The sequence below is a fragment of the Pseudomonas paraversuta genome (assembly GCF_904067025.1).
Lineage (GTDB): Bacteria > Pseudomonadota > Gammaproteobacteria > Pseudomonadales > Pseudomonadaceae > Aquipseudomonas > Aquipseudomonas paraversuta.
Genome location: NZ_CAJFDA010000001.1, coordinates 4,314,859 through 4,333,455 on the forward strand (window position 1 = coordinate 4,314,859; position 18,597 = coordinate 4,333,455).

The window sequence follows — 18,597 nt, forward strand, 5'->3', positions numbered from 1 at the left end:
CCGAAATGAAAATCACGGGGGTGTATTTTCATCGATCGGGGCTGGGGCTGGGGCTGGGTCTGTAGGAGCGGCTTGCTCGCGAGCTGTCTGAAAAGCTCGCGAGCAAGCTCGCTCCTACAAATAGGCGGGAGGTTACTCGTGGTGGACGCGGGCGCGCTTGAGCAGTTTTTTGCTGCGCTCGGACAAATGCAGGACCCGCAGGTGTTTGCCCGCTTTTGTGTAACGCTCGCGCAGGGTGTCCAGCGCGGCAATGGCCGAGTAGTCGACAAAGCTCAGATGGCTGCAATCCAGGGTCACTCTGGCCGGGTCGCCAGCAGGATCGAACTGTTTGAGAAAGGCCGCCGTCGAGGCAAAAAACAAGGTGCCATGGACCCGGTAAAGCTTGCTGCCATCAGTTTCCAGATAGGTGTCGGCGTACAGCTGGCGCGCCTGCTGCCAGGCAAAATTGAGGGCCGCGATGATGACCCCGCACAACACCGCAACGGCCAGATCGGTGAACACGGTGATCACCGTTACCGCGACAATCACCAGAACATCGTTCAACGGCACCTTGTTCAGCACCCGCAATGAGGCCCAGGCAAAGGTTTGTTGCGCGACCACAAACATCACGCCCACCAGCGCCGCCAATGGAATGCGCTCGATAAACGGCGACAGAAACAATACGAACAGCAAGATCATGATCCCGGCCGTTACCCCGGACAGGCGACCGCGTCCGCCAGAGCTGAGGTTGACCACGGTCTGGCCGATCATGGCGCAGCCACCCATGCCGCCAAACACGCCCGATACCATGTTCGCGGCGCCCAGCGCCACGCACTCGCGGTCCGGATAACCACGGCTTTCGGTGATTTCATCGGTCAGGTTCAGGGTCAGCAGGGTTTCCAGCAGGCCCACCAGCGCCATGACGATGGCGTAGGGCGCAATGATGCCCAGGCTTTCCAGGTTCCACGGGATATCGGGCAGGCTGAACGTCGGCAAGCCGCCGGCAATATGCGCCATGTCACCCAGGGTGCGGGTCGGCAAACCCAGCAGATAAACCGCCAGCCCGACCCCGAGGATTGCCACCAGGGCCGGCGGCGCGGCCCGGGTCACCCGGGGCAGCAAATAAACGATGGCCATGGTCAGCGCCACCAGCCCGATCATCAGGTACAACGGCGCGCCGCTCAGCCAGGTTGCACCATCCTTGAAATGATCCAGCTGGGCCATGGCAATGATGATCGCCAGGCCGTTGACGAAGCCCAGCATCACCGGGTGCGGCACCATGCGCACCAGCTTGCCGAGCCTGAGCAGCCCGAACGCCAGCATGATCAGACCGCCCAGCAGCACAGTGGCCAGCAGGTATTGCACGCCGTGTTGCACCACCAGCGCGACAATCACCACGGCCATGGAGCCGGCAGCACCGGAGACCATGCCCGGCCGGCCGCCGAAGAGCGCGGTAAGGGTGCAAATGATGAACGCGCCATACAGCCCCATCAACGGATTGAGGTGGGCTACCAGCGCGAAAGCGATGCACTCGGGCAGCAGGGCAAACGACGTCGTGAGTCCGGCCAGGGCATCAGCGCGCAGACGTGTGAGTTTCATGGCGTACCTAAAATTCGGGGCGGGAAAAGCGGAGGGGGTATCGAAAAAAGAATGGTAACAAATTGCGAAGATGCGGGATAACCGTAGGAGCGAGCTTGCTCGCGAGCTTTTCAGCGCAGAGCTCGCGAGCAAGCTCGCTCCTACAGGTTTTTCAGGGTGTTCTTACTTCACAACCTTGCCAACCCCGCGACCACGGGGGTCAGAGGCGGTTTCCAGCTGGGTGCCGTTAACCCGGATCGCCTGTATATCACCCATGTTCCAGCCCTGATCCTCCAGGGTGTAGCCCATGGCTTTGAGCTCATCGGCAACTTTGCCGGTGAGCGGCGCGTAGGCGTCGTAGTAGATCGTGTCTTTAGGCAGCAACTGGTGATGTACCCGCTGGGCGGCCACGGCTTTTTCCAGCGGCAGGTTGTAGTCGTAGATATTGTTCAGCACCTGGAAGATCGAGGTGAAGATCCGCGAACCGCCCGGCGTACCTAGCACCAGGGTGACCTGACCATCACGGGTCACCAGGCTCGGGCTCATCGACGACAACATGCGCTTGCCCGGCTCGATGGCGTTGGCATTGCCCCCCACCACACCAAAGGCGTTGGCCACGCCCGGCTTGGAGCTGAAGTCGTCCATTTCATCGTTGAGCAGGAAGCCCGCGCCTTTGACCACGACGCCACTGCCGTAATCCCAATTCAGGGTGTAGGTGTTGCTGACGGCGTTGCCGTCTTTATCGACAATGGAGAAGTGCGTGGTCTGATGCGGCTCAAGTCCGGGCTTGATATTGGCCGTCGGCGAAATCGCTTTCGGGTTCACTTCTTTTGCCCGCTTGGCGATGTAGGCCGGGTCGGTCAACTCGGCCACCGGCATCTTGCCGAAGTCCGGATCACCTAGGTAATCGGCACGGTCGGCAAACACGCGCTTTTCAATTTCGGACAACAGGTGGATGTAAGGTGCCGAGTTCAGTTCGACACCTTTGAAGTCCGCGGCGCGGTCTTCCTTGATGCCGATCAGTTGCGCCAGTGCGATACCGCCAGAACTTGGCAGCGGTGCGGTGTACAAGCTGTTGCCGCGGAAATCGACCCGCATCGGCTCACGCCAGTTGACCTTGTAGTCATTCAGATCTTCTTTGGTGATCAGGCCCTTGTCCTGCTGCATCTGGGCAATCAGCAGGTCGGCGGTCTGGCCGTGGTAGAACTCTTTGGCGCCCTGGTCGGCAATACGTTCCAGGGTGGCGGCCAGTTCAGGCTGCTTGAAGGTTTCGCCAGGTTTCATGCTGCCGAAATAGTCGCTGAAATTGGTGGTGCCCTTGAACAGCGCCAACGCATCTTCGCGGTACTGGTATTGCTGATCGGCCACCTTGAAGCCGTTTTTCGCGTAGCCCACGGCGGGGGTCAACAACTCGCTCCATGGCAATTTGCCAAAGCGCTGATGGACTTCCCACAGGCCCATCACCGTACCCGGCACGCCAGCGGCGCGCGAGCCGACCAGGCTCAGGTTCTCGATGATTTCGCCTTTGTCATTGAGGTACATATCGCGGCTGGCAGCCTTGGGCGCCGTTTCGCGATAGTCGAGGAAGTAGGGTTTGCCATCGATAAACAGGGTCATGAAACCACCGCCACCAATGTTACCGGCTTCGGGGTAAGTCACGGCCAGGGTGAAGGCGGTTGCGACTGCGGCATCGACTGCGTTGCCGCCTTTTTTAAGAATTTGCGCCGCGACTTCAGCGCCGTACTGATCCGGGGCGGCGACTGCCCCGCCTTCCAGCGTAACGGCATAGGCTGAACAGCTGGCTGCGATGGCAGCCGTCAAGGCCAGGGTTTTGAACCATACAACACGCATTGGAACTTCCTTTTATTTTTGTATAACGATGCCGAACATTGTCTGATTTCAGAAACGTTTACAAACAACAAAAGTAAAAATGCGGGCCTGTGCACAAACCGAAAAGCTATCCAAGAACAGCAGGAGCGAGCTTGGGCGCAAAAGAGCTCGCTCCTGCGGGGGGCAGAGATCAGGGGTTACAGCATTTGGTTTTTGATCCACTCCACCACGCTGCTGCGTTGCGGCGTCCAGCCCAGCAGTTCGCGGGCGTTTTTGCCGCGTACCCGGCTGTTGGAACCCAGGCCGTAGTTGGCCATTTCATAGCCCCATTCAGCTTCAGCATCGGCCAGCGGCCAGTCGTGGGCTTCACCCAGCCCCAGCACCCGGGCGATGGCGTTGCTCATGTCGGCAAACGCCGCTTCGCCACTTTCAACAAAGTAGAAAGTCCCGGCCGGGGTGTTTTCCAGTGCCAGCAGGTACAGGGCCACGACGTCGTCGATATGCACGTTGGACCAGATGTTTTGCCCGCTGCCGACATGACGCACGACTCCGCTCTTGCGGGCCTGTTTGAGCAGGCGCGGCAGTTGCACGCTGTCGCGTTTTACCCCAAGGCTGTGGCCGTAAATCAGGGTGTTGCAGATGACCGCTGAACGTACATTGTCGTTGGCCGCCGCCAGTACCAGATTGTCGATGGCAACCCGCGCCGCCTTGTCGACGCTCGGCTCGGGCAACTGACCTTCGTAGTAGACAACGTCGCTGGCCTTGCCACCCGAGGCGTCGCCAACAATGCTCGAACCGCTGGTGTGCAAAAACACTTTGCCGCTGCCGCGCAGGGCCTTGAGCAAGGCTTCGACGGCGCCCCGATGGTCGCTGCTGGCCGCGTTGATCACCGCATCCGCCTGGCTGGCCTGCTTGGCGAGCAAGTCGCTGTCATCCAGGGCGCCCAGCACCGGCGTGATGCCAAGGGCGAGCATTTCCTGTTGCTGATCCGTGTTGCGCACCAGACCCGTGACCTGATGCCCGGCCTTGACCAAAGCGCTGGCAATTGAACCGCCGATAAATCCTGCTGCGCCGGTAACGAAAACCTTCATGGAGTGACTCCCGCGTGAAATAAGTGATGCCGCCAGTATCGAAGAGTGAGGGCAGTGGAAAAACCCGCCGCGGACCAATTCAGTCTTGCGTACAGATCACTAATGCGCGGGGATTTACCCTTTGAAGTACGGCACCGCATAGCTGGCGAGCTTGTCCTGGATGAAGTCCAGAAAGCACTGAATGCGTAGCGCCAGCTGCGAGTTGCGGTAGTACACCGCGTGGATCGGCTGGCGGTAGCCGCTGTTGAATTCGCCCAGCAGCACTTGCAGGCGCCCGGTCTTGACGTCTTCATGGGTCATGAAATGCGACAGGCAGGCGATGCCCTGCCCTTGCAGCGCCAGATGGCGGACCGTCTCGCCACTGGAAGCACTGATGTGCGGCTCGATGGCCCAGCGATCGCCTTGTGCATAACGCAACGGCCATTGGTTCAAACCGTCATTTTGGGTAAAACCGATCAGGGTGTGACTGGCCAGATCGGCGACGCTGCCGGGGGCGCCGTGGCGGGCGATGTAGTCGGGGCTGGCGAGAATGCTCAAGGGGCTGCAGCCCAATGAGCGGGCGTGCAAGGTTGAATCGGCCAGGGTACCGATGCGGATCGCGATGTCAGTGCTTTGCTCCAGCAAGTCGATGATCAGATCATTACTGTTGAGCTCCAGCTGGATCTCGGGGTAGAGCTCACGGAACTCGCTGATATACGGCACGATGGCATGCAGCATGAACGGCGAGGCGGCATTGATCCGCAGACGCCCGGAAGGCGTGCGCTGGTGGGAAATCAAACGGTCTTCAAGCTCATCCATTTGCTCCAGGATCAGCTTGGCCCGCTCGAAGAAAAACTTGCCCTCCTCGGTCAGGTCCATGCGCCGCGTGGTGCGGTTGATCAAGGTGGTTTCGAGCTTGGCCTCCAGCCGTGACAAGGTACGGCTGACCGCCGAAGGGGTTTGTCCGGCCTGTTCGGCAGCCGCGGAAATGGAGCCGCACTCAATCACTGAAACAAAGATTTGCAGCTCATCGGATCTGGCTTTCACACGTGCCCCTCATTGGTAACTGCCTGCAGCGTAGTCGCTGACTCGCGAAGCGAGGCTGCGATCAGGGTAGCAATTTCACACTGATAGCAGTCCCGCGGTGCGCAATCAAACGGCTCGCAGCCGCGCTCCGCGAGTCAGCGACTACCGCAATTGCAGGCGTTAGATGGCGAACACTTGTTTCAGGTGTTGCTCGTAACGGGCGGCATCGTCCTGGGGTTGTGGACGTTTCATCACGTCGACACACAGGAAGGTCGGCAAGGCGCTCATGCCAAGGAACTCATTGGCCTTGTGGAACGGGAAGTACACCGCGTCCACGCCTTTGCCTTCGAAGAAGTCGGCCGGATCATCAAAGGCTTGCTGCGGTGCGTTCCAGGTCAGCGACAGCATGTACTTTTTGCCGTGAATCAAACCACCGCTGCCATAGCGCTGCGAAGCGTCGGAACGGGTACGGCCGTCACTGGCGTAGAGTTTTCCGTGACCTTCGGTGAAGACTTCGTCGATGTACTTTTTAACGATCCAGGGGGCGCCCATCCACCAGCCCGGCATTTGATAAATGATCACGTCGGCCCACAGGAATTTCTCGACTTCCTCGGCCACGTCATAGCCTTCATCGATGTGGGTGACTTTGACTTCGAAGCCCTGGCGATCGAAAAAAGCCAGCGCAGTGTCGTGCATGGTCAGGTTGTAGCGACCATCGGAGTGGGCAAATTTTTTGGCACCGTTAAGCAAGAGTATTTTTTTCATCATCAGCCTCATTCGGGATTAACCCTCAGCGCTGTTGAGCGGCCTTCGGGTGTTAAAGATTTAATACCTGGCAGGGTATCGATCACTGCCCTTGGGAAAAACCCGCATCGGAGCAAATCACCTTTGCTTATCAAGCACGAATAGCTTCCATATTGTTGCCAAAACCTTTAACCAGCAATTAGCAGATGCATACCCAATAGCGCCATACCGATAAAAAATACGGATTTGAATAATGCGCCGCTGATGCGCTGACGCAGCCATTGACCCAGCCACATGCCGAGCATGGCGGGCAGCAGCGCCAGCAATGACCCATTGAGCTCGCCGCCACCCAGACTACCGCGCCAGTAAAGCCCGGCAGCCAGGGCCAAGGTGGAGACGCTGAAGGACAATCCCAATGCCTGTACCAGCTGATTTTTGCTTAAGCCCAGGGCCTGCAGATACGGCACGGCAGGGATTACAAACACACCGGTGGCCGAGGTAATGATCCCGGTGATCAACCCGCAGGTTGGCCCCAGCCAGTTCTCCATCCGTGGCGCGACCCGCAGCACGGGCAGAAACAGCCCGCTCAAGGCATACAGCAACAAGGCCATGCCCAAAGCCCGTACCACCCAGCTGCCGCCATCACTGCTGAGCCACAGCATGCCAAGGCCGGTGCCCAGCAAAATCCCCAGTTGCATCGGCCACAGCCGCTTTATCAGCCCGCGTAGCCGGCCGCCCGCAGCCAGTTGCCAGGTATTGGTGACGATGGACGGGATGATCAGCAATGCCGCTGCCTGTGCCGGGGCAATAGCCAGACCCAGCAAGCCCATGGCTACCGTCGGCAAGCCGAGGCCAATCACCCCCTTGACCGTTCCGGCCACCAGAAAAGTCAGCAGCACCAGCAGTGACAGGGACCAGCCAAGGTTTTGGTAGAACTCGAAGAGTGTTTTCATGGCCCTATGCTGGGCCACGGTGCCGGGGTTGGAAATGCGTCATATACTGAGCCAGCCTCTTGCATGACAAGAGGCTTATTTACCAAGGCAGGTGGCATGGAGGCTTATGCACTTCGATCTGGTGGATTTACGGCTGTATCTCAATTGCCTGCAGACCGGCAGCATCACCGCGGGCGCCGGTCTCAGCCATTTGTCCCTGGCCGCCGCCAGTGCGCGCATCAGGGCGATGGAAGCGGCGCTGGGGGTGGCATTCTTGCAACGCAGCCGGCGGGGCATCAGCCCGACACCTGCGGGCCAGGCGCTGGCGCAACATGCCCGGCTGCTGCTGCGACAGGTGGAACGCATGAATCACGATCTGGCCGAATACGCCCAGGGCTTTAAAGGCCAGGTACGGTTGCTGTGCAATACCGCAGCCCTTACCGAATATCTGCCCGAGTTGCTGGCCGATTTTGTACGCCAGCATCCCCATATCAGCGTCGACCAGCACGAATTGACCAGCCTGCGTATCACCCATGCCCTGCGCCAGGACGCCGCCGATATCGGGATAGTTTCCAATGCAGTCGATACCCGGGATCTGCAAACCCGGCCCTTTCGCGATGATCCGCTGGTGCTGGTGCTACCCCAGGAGCATCCGCTCTCCAGTCTGCCGCAGCTCAGGTTCAGCGACACCTTGAGCCATGACTATGTTGGACTGTCAGCCAGCAGTGCACTGGCCGTGTATCTGGAAGAGCAGGCGCTGCACAGCGGTTGCCGCATGCAGGTGCGCATCCGGGCCGAGGGCTTTGATGGGGTCTTGCGCATGGTCGCCCGGGGCGCCGGGCTGGGCATAGTGCCCAAGGCCACCATCGAACGCTGGCAGGCACCGCGCACCTTCAAGGCAGTGCCCCTGAATGAGCCCTGGGCAGACCGCAAACTGCTGCTGTGCGCCCGCTCCTTCGAACAATTACCGGCCTGTGCGCAAACCCTGCTTGGGGCGCTATCGACCCCGGATAACCGATAAGAAACTTCCTAGAGTACTGTTCGCCTGTATGCCTGAATTTTTACCAAGAGTAATATCCGGGGCTTGCTGACCCAACGCGGCGCCTGTCGTCCCGTTGATTTCATCATCATTGAGAATAACCACCCACAAGGCACCCGATGGCTGACGCTAACTCCCCCCCGGTCACACTCAAACGCGGTTTGAAAAATCGTCATATCCAGCTGATTGCCCTGGGCGGCGCTATCGGTACCGGGCTGTTTCTGGGCTCGGCGGGCGTGCTCAAGTCCGCAGGGCCGTCGATGATTCTCGGTTATGCGATTGCCGGCTTTATCGCGTTTCTGATCATGCGCCAGCTCGGCGAGATGATCGTCGAAGAACCCGTGGCCGGCTCGTTCAGCCACTTTGCCCATAAGTACTGGGGCGGCTATGCGGGCTTTCTGTCGGGCTGGAACTATTGGGTGCTGTACGTGCTGGTGGGCATGGCCGAACTGACTGCGGTCGGCAAATACATCCAGTTCTGGTGGCCCGAGGTTCCGACCTGGGTCAGTGCCGTGGTGTTCTTTGTGCTGGTCAACCTGATCAATACCCTGAACGTGAAGGTCTTCGGCGAGATGGAGTTCTGGTTCGCGATCATCAAGGTGGTGGCGATTGTCGGCATGATAGTGCTGGGTTGCTATCTGCTGATCAGCGGCACCGGCGGCTCCCAAGCCTCATTCAGCAACCTGTGGAGCCACGGCGGATTCTTCCCCAATGGCGGCACCGGTTTGCTGATGGCCATGGCCTTTATCATGTTCTCCTTCGGTGGCCTGGAGCTGGTGGGTATCACCGCCGCCGAAGCCAGCGAACCGAAAAAAGTGATCCCAAAAGCCATCAACCAGGTGGTGTACCGGATTCTGATTTTCTACGTCGGCGCCCTGACTGTTCTGTTGGCGCTGTACCCCTGGGACCAGTTGTTGGTGACCCTTGGCGCCGGTGGGGATGCATACGGCAGCAGCCCGTTCGTGCAGATTTTTGCCTTGATCGGCAGCAATACCGCCGCCCAGATCCTCAACTTTGTGGTGCTGACGGCCGCCCTGTCGGTCTATAACAGTGGCGTTTACTGCAACAGCCGCATGCTCTTCGGTCTGGCCGAACAGGGCGATGCGCCCAAGGCGCTGATGAAGCTGACCAAAAATGGTGTGCCATTGCGGGCACTGGGGGTGTCGGCGCTGGTGACCTTGCTGTGTGTAGTGGTCAACTACCTGGCGCCGCACAAGGCACTGGAGTTGCTGTTCGCGCTGGTGGTGGCTTCGTTGATGATCAACTGGGCGCTGATCAGCCTGACCCATATCAAGTTCCGCAAGGCCATGGCGGTACAGGGCGTGAAGCCTTCGTTCAAAGCGTTCTGGTTCCCGTTCAGCAACATCCTGTGCCTGGTGTTCATGGCCACCATCGTCTCGGTGATCTGGATGATCCCCGATGTACGTGCGTCGGTGTATGCGATCCCGGTGTGGCTGCTGATCCTTTACGGGTTCTATCAAGTACGCCTGCGTACGGGCAAAGCATTGGCAAACCCGCGCTGATCCTTGCCTGACACAACAAAGCCCCGGTCCTTGCATCAAGGATCGGGGCTTTTTCGTATCCGCAGGCTGCGTATTCGGGTCACTGGGGGTCGGAACCAGACATCTGCCGGACACCGCCGCCGGTTAGGCTGAAATCCGTGTCTTGATCCATCTACCGGAGTCCTTATGTCTGCGCCAATTACCGTACTTCGCGACACCCACCCCCTGCCCGTGCTTGATGCCTGCAAATGGGAAAAGCTCGAAGGCGATCCGCACACCGTGAACCTCAATGCCTACACCAGCGATGATGGCAGCAAAATCATGGGCACCTGGATTTGCACGCCCGGCAAGTGGTACGTGGAATACGTGAAGTGGGAGTACTGCGATTTCCGCGAGGGCTACTGCATCATCACCCCCGAGGGCAAACAACCGATTCATCTGCGGGCCGGGGATATCTTTATCGTGGAGCCGGGGATGAAAGGCACATGGGAAGTGGTTGAAACAGTGCGCAAGTATTTTGTCTTTGCCTGATTGGCACCACGCAAAAAACCGGGAGTCCGCCCGACGCGGACTCCCGTAAATGCCCTATTCGGGCTTGCGATAGCTATTGATGATGGCCGAGAAGTCTTTACCGCCCTCTCCGCGCAAACTCATTGCCTGGTACAACTGTTGCGCCACTGCGCCCATGACCACGGGCTGATGCGCCTGACGTGCAGCTTCGGTGGCCAGCCCCAGATCCTTGAGCATCAGCTCGGCACCAAAACCGCCGGTGTAGCCGCGCGAAGCGGGTGCCGTTGGCACAATGCCCGGCCACGGGTTGTAGATTTCGGAACTCCAGCAGCGTCCGGTGGAACTGTTGATCACCCCGGCCAGCACTTCGCTGTCGATACCCAATGCCGCCCCCAGAGCCATGGCTTCACTGACCCCGACCATGGAGATACCCAGCAGCAGGTTGTTGCAGATTTTAGCCACCTGGCCGGTGCCCACATCCCCACAATGGACTATGTTGCGGCCCATTTGCGAAAGGACCGGGTGCAGCGTATCGAACAGGGCCTGGCTGGCACCGACCATAAAGGTCAGGGTGCCTGCCTGCGCCCCGCCGGTGCCGCCGGACACCGGGGCATCGGCCACTTGCACGCCTTGTTTGGCCGCCGCGCCCGCTACATCGCGAGCGGTCTGCGGGTCAATGGTGCTGCAATCCACCGCCGGGACACCTTCGCCGATGCCGGCCAGCACCCCGTCTTCACCCAGCCATACGCTGCGCACATGGGCGGCAGCCGGCAGCATGGTGATCACCAGTTCAGTACCTTTGGCCGCCTCACGGGGCGAAGCGCTGACATGGCCGCCCAGGGCCGCCAGTTCAGCCAGAATGTCCTTGTTCAGATCAAAAAGGTTCAACGAGTGCCCGGCCTTGAGCAGGTTGCGCGCCATCGGTGCGCCCATGTTGCCCAAGCCGATAAATGCAATATTCATGGTCTGTGCCCTCAACGAAGATTGATGGTGGTGTTGACGCCATCATTCACGCTGTCATCGTCGAACCAGCGACTGGTGACGGTCTTGGTCTGAGTATAGAACTGCACCACTTGCTTGCCGTACGGCCCCAGATCGCCCAGCTTGGAACCACGGGAACCGGTGAAGCTGAAGAACGGGACCGGCACCGGAATCGGGATGTTGATGCCGACCTGGCCCACGTCGATTTCGTTCTGGAATTTACGCGCCGCCGCACCGCTTTGGGTGAACAGGCCGGTGCCATTGCCGAACGGGTTGGCGTTGACCAGCGCAATGGCCTGGTCAAGGGTATCGACTTCAATCACCACCAGGACCGGGCCGAAGATTTCCTGGGTGTAGATCTGCATGTCGGTGGTGACACCCGAGAACAGGGTTGGCCCCACAAAGTTGCCGTGCTCGAAGCCCGGGACCTTGATATCGCGGCCATCCAGCTCCAGTACCGCGCCTTCCTTGATCCCGCTTTCAATCAGCCCCAGCACGCGCTCTTTCGCACGCTTGGAAATCACCGGGCCGACATCGGTACCCGCCTCGCTGCCGGCATTGACCTTGAGCTTTTGTGCCAGCGCCTTGAGGTCCGGCAACCATTGTTTGGCCGCGCCCACCAGCACCACCACCGAGGTGGCCATGCAGCGTTGCCCGGCAGCACCGAAACCGGCGCCGACCAGAGCATTCAGGGTTTGCTGGCGATTGGCATCGGGCAGTACCACGGCGTGGTTTTTGGCGCCCATCATCGATTGCACGCGCTTGCCGTGGCGGCCTGCCAGGTCATACACGTGGGTGCCCACGGCGGTTGAACCGACGAACGATACAGCCTTGATATCGGCGTGGGTGCACAGAGCATCCACCACGTCCTTGCCGCCATGGACCACGTTAAGCACGCCTGGTGGAACCCCGGCTTCAAGAGCCAGTTCCACCAGCATCAGGGTCGACAGCGGGTCTTGTTCTGACGGTTTGAGGACGAAGGTGTTGCCGCAGGCGATGGCCATCGGGAACATCCACAGCGGAATCATTGCCGGGAAGTTGAAAGGCGTGATGCCTGCACAAACGCCGATAGGTTGACGCAAGGTGTAGGTATCCACCCCGCTCGCAACGTTTTCTGCGAACTCACCCATCTGCAGGGTACCGATAGAGCACGCGTGCTCCACGACTTCCAGGCCGCGAAAAATATCGCCCTCGGCGTCGGCAATGGTTTTGCCCTGCTCGGCACTGAGCACCGTGGCGATACGCTTGGAGTGTTCACGAATCAGCGCCTGCAACTTGAGCATGATGCGCATCCGCGCGCCGATCGGCGTCAGCTTCCAGGTCTGGAAGGCGCGTTGCGCTGCGGCGATAGCGGCGTTGACTTCATCGGGGGTAGCGAAAGGGACTTTGGCCAGTACTTGCTGAGTCGCCGGGTTGACGATGTCGTGCCACTCGGTGGTCTGGGACTCGACCCACTCGCCATCGATCAGCAGTCGGGCATTTTGGTACGGGGTAGTAGAAACGTTCATGGAAGTCTCCGAAATTATTGTTATGTCCGGTCACGCCAATCTGTAGGAGCGAGCTTGCTCGCAAGCAAGCTCGCTTCTACAGATTAAGTCGTGCACCGGTGCGCCCGGATTGGTCGCAGGACTGTTTTTGGAGTATAGGTGTGCGTTCTTCTAATAAGAACGCACATAAAAGCCGGTCTAACATGCAAAAAAACATCACATCGTTAAGCGCACTGAACTGGGACGACCTGAAGTTTTTTCTCGAGGTGGCCCGCACCCGCAAGGCCAGCAGCGCCGCCAAGCGCCTGGCGGTGGACTACACCACCGTGTCACGGCGTATCAGTTCGCTGGAAGCCGCGCTGGGTACCTTGCTATTCGAAAAATCCCGTACCAATGGCTTCACCCTGACCCCTGAAGGCCAGCGTCTGCTGGGCTATGCCGAGTCAATCGAGAGCACGCTGCACATGGCCTGCGAGCAGGTTTCGGGCTCGGGCGTGGCGCTGTCGGGGCATGTGCGAATGGGCTGCACTGAGGGCTTCGGAAGTTTTTTTATCACCCCGCAGCTGAGCCACTTCGTGGATGCCTACCCAGCCATTTCCGTGGACATCTTGCCGTTACCGCACTTCATCAGCCTGTCCAAGCGCGAAGCCGACATCGTGATTGCCCTGGAGCGTCCGGAACACGGGCCGTATGTGTGCTGCAAGCTGTGTGACTACCAGTTGCAGTTATTTGCTACCCAGGAATACCTGGACCAGCACCCGCCGATTCGCCGGGCGGCCGACCTGGTGGATCACCCGTTTATCAGTTATGTCGACGATCTGGCGTTCAGTTCCGAGTTGCTGTACCTGGCCAATGTGCTGCCCGGCGCCAGCGCCAACCTGCGCAGCACCAGCGTGATCGCGCAGTTCGTGGCGGCGCAGCAGGGCCGCTCGTTGGCAATCCTGCCGTGCTTTCTGGCGGCACAGGACCCGCGTTTGCTGCCGGTACTGCCGGACGAGATCAACCTCACACGCCAGTTCTGGATGTACTGCCGGGAGGATTTGAGGAAGCTCAAGCGGATTACCCTGTTGTGGGATTACATCCGCGAAGTGACGGAGCTGAATGCACCGTTGTTGCTGGGGGAAAGTCGCGAGATGCGCTTCGCCGATTAACAGTCCTTAACGCGCAGCCGACACAGGAGAGCCGCACCTGCGTACTGCGCTGCGCGCCGCCGGCCTTAAGAAATTTAGGACAAATCCCATAGGCGCCAATTTTCACCACTCTTACTCTGCGGCTCCGGGCTCCGACTGTCAGCCCCCGACCTCCGATTAGCCGAGGTGCCATGGCTTCCATGCCCTCATCCATCAAGAGTGTTCCCTCCCATGTGCATTTCCTGCGAACCGTCACCTGCACCCACCATCAATCATCGCCGTAATTTCCTCCGCCTCGCGGGGGGCGCTGCCGGCGCTTTGATGCTGGCCGGCGCGCTGCCCGCGCAACTGGCCCAAGCCGCCAGCGACGGCCCGGTCCCCAAACCGCAAAACCGGCTTGACCCGCAACAGGCTTTGACGCGGTTGATGGCAGGCAATGCCCGTTACGCCCAGGGCGTGACCCGGCGCCATGACTTCCTGACCGAGCGTGAGGCCCTGGTCAACGGGCAAAACCCCTATGCCGCCGTGCTGGGTTGCGCCGACTCGAGAATCGCCCCGGAGTATGCATTCGATACCGCGCGCGGCGACCTGTTTGCGGTGCGGGTGGCGGGTAATTTCGTGACGTCCGACGGCCTGGCAAGCCTGGAATATGCCGTGGCCGTACTGGAAACACCTTTGATCATGGTGCTCGGCCACGACAGTTGTGGTGCGGTCTCGGCCGGGGTCAAGGCGCAGAAAGACGGCGCGAAGTTTCCCGGGCAGATTCAGGGGCTGGCGGATGCGATCAAGCCCTCGGTGGCCAAGGTGTTAACCCGGCCCGGAAACCTGCTGGACAACGCCATCGCGCAAAACGTCAAAGACACAGTGGCCCGCCTCAAAAGTGAATCAAGCCTGTTGTCGGATGCGCTGGCCAAGGGAAAGCTGAACATCGTGGGTGGCATCTATAAACTCGACAGTGGCAAAGTCGAGTTGATCGCCTAGAACCCTGAACATGTCCCCGGGCTGCAGCCTTTGCGTGCTTTATGCAGGGGACTGGCGCCCGGGACATGCACCCCGCTGTTAAAAGCCCTGCTTGCTGCTGATGAACAATCCGCTTCCCGTCCCTCAGCATCCGAGGAAAAACCGCCATGAAACTCAGGACGATGCCCGCCCTTTGGTTACTGGGTGTACTGTCTGGCGCAGCTGGTGCCGCAGACATGATTGCCTTCTGGGACAAGCCTGAGCGTGGAGGAAACAGTTTCAATCGACTGCCTCCCGATCAAGCCTATTTCGATGCTCTGCAGGACTATGGCGCGAGCTGGGTGCGCCTGTCCTATGACAAGTGGCAGCCGGCAGAACGGGACTACCTGATTGGCAATGCAGACCAGTACCAGGGACTGGTTGCCAAGGATCTGCAACAGCTGAAAACCACCCTGGACCGGGCACATGCCGCAGGGCTCAAAGTAGTGATCACGCCCCTTTCGCTGCCGGGTATGCGCTGGGCGCAAAACAATGGCGACCGCTTCGATGACCGCTTGTGGCAAGACAAGCAATTCTGGACCCAAAGTGCTGCCTTTTGGCGTGATCTCGCCGCAGTGCTCAAAGAGCACCCCGCGGTTGCCGCTTACAACTTGATCAACGAGCCGGCACCGGAAAAACAGGCGGGGCTGGCCGAGCACGCCGATGCTGCAAAGATGCGGGACTGGTACGAAAAACAGGTCGGCAGCGCACGGGATTTACCCGGGTTTTACCAAACCCTCATCAGCGCCATCCGCGAAGTTGATCCACTCACACCGATCATGGTGGACGCCGGCTGGTACGGTGCGGCCGATGCATTCTCATACTGGCCAGCCCCGTTGGCCGACAGCCGCGTGCTGTACAGCTTTCACATGTACGAGCCCTATGCGGCAACCAGCGCTCCCAATTTGCAACGGGCCAGACCCTATACCTACCCGGGCCTGGTGCCATTTGCTGCGGGCATGCAGAAGTGGGACCCGAACCGGGTTCGCAGCTATCTTCAGCTGCCCCTCGACTGGGCCGCACAGCACGCCATACCGGCCAACCGGATGGTCGCGGGTGAGTTCGGATGCATGCGTAAACTGCCCGGTTGTCAGCAGTATCTGGAGGATGTGCTCAGCGCACTGGAAGCAGCCAGGGTGCACTGGGCGTTTTACAGCTTTCGCGAGGACAGCTGGGACGGTATGGATTACGAGCAGGGAAGCGCCAACGTTCCCTGGGCTTACTGGAAAGCGGCTGAGGACGGGCAGCCGGACCCGGTCAAACGATCTGCCACAGCTGAATTCGAACCCATCAGCAAGCGGCTGAAGAAGAGTGAATAACAGCCCCGGCCCCTCCTGATACTCGCACACTGATTTGATAGCGATGCCAGCAGAGGCCGTAGCCATAACGCGGGCCTTTATTCGGCAATTACCACAATCGCCACCCGCCGATTTTCAGTACGTCCGGAGCGGGTGCTGTTGGACGCTACCGGCACCCGGCTACCCAGCCCGCGGACCTCAACATTTTCAGGCTGCATGCCGACTTTGGTCAGCACTTTGACCACGCTGTTGGCACGCCGCACGGACAGCTGCTCGTTGTAAGCGTTGCTACCGGACGAGTCGGTATGGCCGTCAACCCGTACGCGCTGGATGTCGGCGGCGAGCAATGCTTTACCGATGCGTTCCACGATTTCCTGGCTCTGGGGGTTGAGCACTTCCAGGTCGCTGCCGAACAGCACTTTGCCTGACAAGCCAAATGCCCAGCCTTCATCGGTCAGTTCAAACCCCTGTTGCTTGAGCACGGCAATCTGCGCCGGCGTCAGCCCTTTGGGCGGGGCGGTCTGACAGCCGGTCAATGACAACATGGCCAACAACAAGACAGCACTAAAAAATTGCAGGTAACGCTGGGTCAATACACGCATGGGGGGACAAGCTCCTGATTATCACTGGGCTGCGGGGTACTCCAACTCCGCAACCTGTTGCCCGCCTCGGGCGAGGCGTTTGGCCTGGTACATCGCCGAATCCGCGGCACAGAGCAGCGTATCCGGGGTTGCACCATGTTCGGGGTAAACGGCGATTCCAATACTGAGCGACGTCACGACATGGCTGTCATCCGGTAACCGGATCGGCTCAAGCATGCTGGCGATGATTTTGTCTGCAATACGCTGGGCATCTTCGATGCGGTGCAGCGGGGTCAGGGATATGGCGAATTCGTCGCCGCCCAGACGCGCCACCACATCGTTTTCGCGCAACTGGGCGCGGATCCGCGTTGCCACTGCGACCAGCACCGCGTCTCCTGCGGCATGGCCATGGGTATCGTTGATGTCTTTAAAGCGGTCGCTGTCGAGAAACAGCACGGCAACCTTATCTCCGGGCTTGTTCAGCGTGCGCAAGGTCAGCGCCAGCCGCGCGGCAAAATAGGCACGGTTGGGCAGATTGGTCAGCGAGTCGTGGCTGGCCTGGTGCGCCAGACTCTGATTTTCATTTTGCAAGTGGCTTTGCCATGACTCCAGCTCATCAAGCAAGGCATTGAAGTCGTTGCCCAGGCTGTCCAGCTCGGCGATATGGGCAGGCGGCACGCGACGGTCAAACGCCCGATCGATGCGCGCGGCGTGGGCAACTTCGGCCAACTGCTGCAAGGGGCCGGTGATGCCGCCAAGCAGACGCCGCGACAGGTACAACGCGCTCCAGGCACTGAGCGCCGTACACAGAAGCACGCCAAGCAAGCCGCTGAGTAAAAAGCGCAACATGTTGGCGCCGTGCCCGCTGACCACCACCACCCCGACTTCCCGCCCCTGATGCTCAATCGGGACCTTGATCGGCTGTTGCAGCAAACTGTCGGCCAGCAGCATTTCGACCTTCGACAGCAAGCCGGTTTCCGGGCGCCGCCAATGGGCGAGCAATTCACCATTGGCGGTGTAGACCTCAGCCTCGGCGACGGCTTCGGTGGAAGCGATCATGTCCAGCGCTTCGGTTGCCGCCACCTGATCATCAAACACCACGGCAGCTTCCACGGTGTAGTTGATGGAGCGGGCAATCAAGTGCAGGTTGTGGTCCGCATAAACCTTGAGCGCCAGCACGCCCAGCAGGGTCATGGACGCGCTGGCCAGGATCACTGCTACCAGCGCTACTCCCAGATGCCCGCGCCGCAGCACAGAGCGCAGGCTGCGCCGCTGTTCAGGAGCTTTGAACAGGCTCATGGTTGAACCGCCCGACGCCGTGACAGTTGCAACACGCTGGGGTGAATACGCACACCGCTGCGGGCAACAGAGTCGAGGTTGACCTCAAATGTCACTTGCTCATCGGTCACCCGCAGGCAGAACAGACTGCCGACGGTGCATTGATCACCGTATTCGCTGATGCTCAGGACGGCTTGTCCGCTCAGGGAACTGAACAGGCTGCTGCGCTCTGCGGTGCTTAGCTTGCCCAGATACACCGCGTTGCACTCGCGGGCTATGGCCGGGTTACTCACCAGCATGCGCCGCACTTGCACCTGCCGACCACTGGACTGGGTAGCACCTTGAAGCAAGTCATCGGTGTATTCAGTGGGGCCCACCACGCACAACTGCATTTGAGCCGGCTCGATGGGCCAGCGTGCATAGCTGAGGATGCCCAGGACCACTTGGGTCACAGCCTTCGCTCGCTGATCTGCCAGGTTGCTGGACGCTTCAGGCTGGGCCAGGCAGGGAGTGCTCAACAGTAACAGGCAAAGTGATAGCCGCCGTAGCCGCCATCCAGCCCCTTGTCCTGTCGGTGGGACAGCCACGTCCATGCCTGAAATCTCTGTGTTCATTAGGTGAGTGATGTCGCAA

At 59.8% G+C, this 18,597-nt stretch carries 17 protein-coding genes; 6 read left to right on the forward strand and 11 right to left on the reverse strand.

The window, feature by feature from the left end:
• Positions 1-132 precede the first annotated feature (132 nt).
• The 6 genes from JQ848_RS19615 to JQ848_RS19640 all read right to left on the reverse strand — a co-directional run bounded on the left by JQ848_RS19615 (position 133) and on the right by JQ848_RS19640 (position 7,180).
• The gene (locus tag JQ848_RS19615; RefSeq protein ID WP_003439397.1) at positions 133-1,578 is read right to left on the reverse strand and encodes a SulP family inorganic anion transporter; all 1,446 of its coding nucleotides are present in this window, start codon (positions 1,576-1,578) and stop codon (positions 133-135) included.
• Positions 1,579-1,740: 162 nt separating this feature from the next.
• Positions 1,741-3,408, reverse strand: a complete 1,668-nt coding sequence (ggt, locus tag JQ848_RS19620) for a gamma-glutamyltransferase (protein ID WP_003439396.1) — start codon at positions 3,406-3,408, stop codon at positions 1,741-1,743.
• 176 nt (positions 3,409-3,584) lie between these two features.
• Positions 3,585-4,478, reverse strand: coding sequence for an NAD-dependent epimerase/dehydratase family protein (locus tag JQ848_RS19625; RefSeq protein ID WP_003439395.1), 894 nt, complete (start codon positions 4,476-4,478; stop codon positions 3,585-3,587).
• 114 nt (positions 4,479-4,592) lie between these two features.
• On the reverse strand, positions 4,593-5,504 hold the full coding sequence (locus tag JQ848_RS19630) for a LysR family transcriptional regulator (protein ID WP_003439394.1): 912 nt from the start codon (positions 5,502-5,504) through the stop codon (positions 4,593-4,595).
• A 159-nt stretch (positions 5,505-5,663) separates the two neighbouring features.
• On the reverse strand, positions 5,664-6,248 hold the full coding sequence (locus tag JQ848_RS19635; protein ID WP_003439393.1) for an NADPH:quinone oxidoreductase MdaB: 585 nt from the start codon (positions 6,246-6,248) through the stop codon (positions 5,664-5,666).
• A 167-nt stretch (positions 6,249-6,415) separates the two neighbouring features.
• Entirely contained in the window at positions 6,416-7,180 is a 765-nt protein-coding gene (locus tag JQ848_RS19640; RefSeq protein ID WP_202211048.1) for a sulfite exporter TauE/SafE family protein, read from the reverse strand.
• Between the two features lie 106 nt (positions 7,181-7,286).
• On the opposite strand from JQ848_RS19640, the gene JQ848_RS19645 reads away from it, so the two are divergent.
• The 3 genes from JQ848_RS19645 (at position 7,287) to JQ848_RS19655 (ending at position 10,231) form a co-directional block, all read left to right on the forward strand.
• On the forward strand, positions 7,287-8,180 hold the full coding sequence (locus JQ848_RS19645) for a LysR substrate-binding domain-containing protein (RefSeq protein WP_060781833.1): 894 nt from the start codon (positions 7,287-7,289) through the stop codon (positions 8,178-8,180).
• Positions 8,181-8,317: 137 nt separating this feature from the next.
• Entirely contained in the window at positions 8,318-9,721 is a 1,404-nt protein-coding gene (locus JQ848_RS19650; protein WP_003439390.1) for an amino acid permease, read from the forward strand.
• Between the two features lie 165 nt (positions 9,722-9,886).
• A complete protein-coding gene (locus JQ848_RS19655; protein ID WP_003439389.1) occupies positions 9,887-10,231 on the forward strand; it encodes a cupin domain-containing protein in 345 nt (114 codons plus the stop codon).
• 54 nt (positions 10,232-10,285) lie between these two features.
• On the opposite strand, the gene mmsB is transcribed toward JQ848_RS19655, so the two are convergent.
• Together mmsB and JQ848_RS19665 are read right to left on the reverse strand one after the other, a co-directional pair.
• On the reverse strand, positions 10,286-11,173 hold the full coding sequence (gene mmsB / locus JQ848_RS19660) for a 3-hydroxyisobutyrate dehydrogenase (protein WP_202211049.1): 888 nt from the start codon (positions 11,171-11,173) through the stop codon (positions 10,286-10,288).
• 11 nt (positions 11,174-11,184) lie between these two features.
• Entirely contained in the window at positions 11,185-12,699 is a 1,515-nt protein-coding gene (locus tag JQ848_RS19665; RefSeq protein WP_003439386.1) for a CoA-acylating methylmalonate-semialdehyde dehydrogenase, read from the reverse strand.
• 182 nt (positions 12,700-12,881) lie between these two features.
• On the opposite strand from JQ848_RS19665, the gene JQ848_RS19670 reads away from it, so the two are divergent.
• The 3 genes from JQ848_RS19670 (at position 12,882) to JQ848_RS19680 (ending at position 16,126) form a co-directional block, all read left to right on the forward strand.
• Positions 12,882-13,829 (forward strand): LysR family transcriptional regulator, encoded by a 948-nt coding sequence (locus JQ848_RS19670; protein WP_003439384.1) that lies wholly within the window; start codon positions 12,882-12,884, stop codon positions 13,827-13,829.
• 210 nt (positions 13,830-14,039) lie between these two features.
• Entirely contained in the window at positions 14,040-14,789 is a 750-nt protein-coding gene (locus tag JQ848_RS19675; protein WP_003439381.1) for a carbonic anhydrase, read from the forward strand.
• Positions 14,790-14,935: 146 nt separating this feature from the next.
• Positions 14,936-16,126 carry a glycoside hydrolase family 5 protein gene (locus JQ848_RS19680; RefSeq protein WP_235972492.1) on the forward strand — a complete coding sequence of 397 codons (1,191 nt, stop codon included), beginning with the start codon at positions 14,936-14,938 and terminating at the stop codon, positions 16,124-16,126.
• 77 nt (positions 16,127-16,203) lie between these two features.
• Here the strand turns inward: JQ848_RS19680 and JQ848_RS19685 are convergent, their stop codons facing one another.
• Genes JQ848_RS19685 through JQ848_RS19695 form a run of 3 tightly spaced genes read right to left on the reverse strand, consistent with a single transcriptional unit; the run spans position 16,204 to position 18,557 of the window.
• The gene (locus tag JQ848_RS19685) at positions 16,204-16,707 is read right to left on the reverse strand and encodes an outer membrane lipoprotein YfiB (RefSeq protein ID WP_003439378.1); all 504 of its coding nucleotides are present in this window, start codon (positions 16,705-16,707) and stop codon (positions 16,204-16,206) included.
• A 21-nt stretch (positions 16,708-16,728) separates the two neighbouring features.
• Positions 16,729-17,985, reverse strand: coding sequence for a diguanylate cyclase DgcN/YfiN (locus JQ848_RS19690; protein ID WP_003439376.1), 1,257 nt, complete (start codon positions 17,983-17,985; stop codon positions 16,729-16,731).
• Entirely contained in the window at positions 17,982-18,557 is a 576-nt protein-coding gene (locus tag JQ848_RS19695) for a regulatory sequestration protein YfiR (protein WP_003439374.1), read from the reverse strand. Before JQ848_RS19695 ends, JQ848_RS19690 begins: the two co-directional genes overlap by 4 nt.
• Positions 18,558-18,597: the final 40 nt, after the last annotated feature.

Coding starts and splice junctions, on each gene's coding strand:
- JQ848_RS19650 (WP_003439390.1), top strand. CDS start 8,318: ATGGCTGACGCTAACTCCCCCCCGGTCACACTCAAACGCGGTTTGAAA.
- JQ848_RS19665 (WP_003439386.1), bottom strand. CDS start 12,699: ATGAACGTTTCTACTACCCCGTACCAAAATGCCCGACTGCTGATCGAT.
- ggt (WP_003439396.1), bottom strand. CDS start 3,408: ATGCGTGTTGTATGGTTCAAAACCCTGGCCTTGACGGCTGCCATCGCA.
- JQ848_RS19670 (WP_003439384.1), top strand. CDS start 12,882: ATGCAAAAAAACATCACATCGTTAAGCGCACTGAACTGGGACGACCTG.
- JQ848_RS19675 (WP_003439381.1), top strand. CDS start 14,040: ATGTGCATTTCCTGCGAACCGTCACCTGCACCCACCATCAATCATCGC.
- JQ848_RS19645 (WP_060781833.1), top strand. CDS start 7,287: ATGCACTTCGATCTGGTGGATTTACGGCTGTATCTCAATTGCCTGCAG.
- JQ848_RS19680 (WP_235972492.1), top strand. CDS start 14,936: ATGAAACTCAGGACGATGCCCGCCCTTTGGTTACTGGGTGTACTGTCT.
- JQ848_RS19685 (WP_003439378.1), bottom strand. CDS start 16,707: ATGCGTGTATTGACCCAGCGTTACCTGCAATTTTTTAGTGCTGTCTTG.
- JQ848_RS19615 (WP_003439397.1), bottom strand. CDS start 1,578: ATGAAACTCACACGTCTGCGCGCTGATGCCCTGGCCGGACTCACGACG.
- JQ848_RS19635 (WP_003439393.1), bottom strand. CDS start 6,248: ATGAAAAAAATACTCTTGCTTAACGGTGCCAAAAAATTTGCCCACTCC.
- mmsB (WP_202211049.1), bottom strand. CDS start 11,173: ATGAATATTGCATTTATCGGCTTGGGCAACATGGGCGCACCGATGGCG.
- JQ848_RS19625 (WP_003439395.1), bottom strand. CDS start 4,478: ATGAAGGTTTTCGTTACCGGCGCAGCAGGATTTATCGGCGGTTCAATT.
- JQ848_RS19695 (WP_003439374.1), bottom strand. CDS start 18,557: ATGGACGTGGCTGTCCCACCGACAGGACAAGGGGCTGGATGGCGGCTA.
- JQ848_RS19655 (WP_003439389.1), top strand. CDS start 9,887: ATGTCTGCGCCAATTACCGTACTTCGCGACACCCACCCCCTGCCCGTG.
- JQ848_RS19690 (WP_003439376.1), bottom strand. CDS start 17,985: ATGAGCCTGTTCAAAGCTCCTGAACAGCGGCGCAGCCTGCGCTCTGTG.
- JQ848_RS19640 (WP_202211048.1), bottom strand. CDS start 7,180: ATGAAAACACTCTTCGAGTTCTACCAAAACCTTGGCTGGTCCCTGTCA.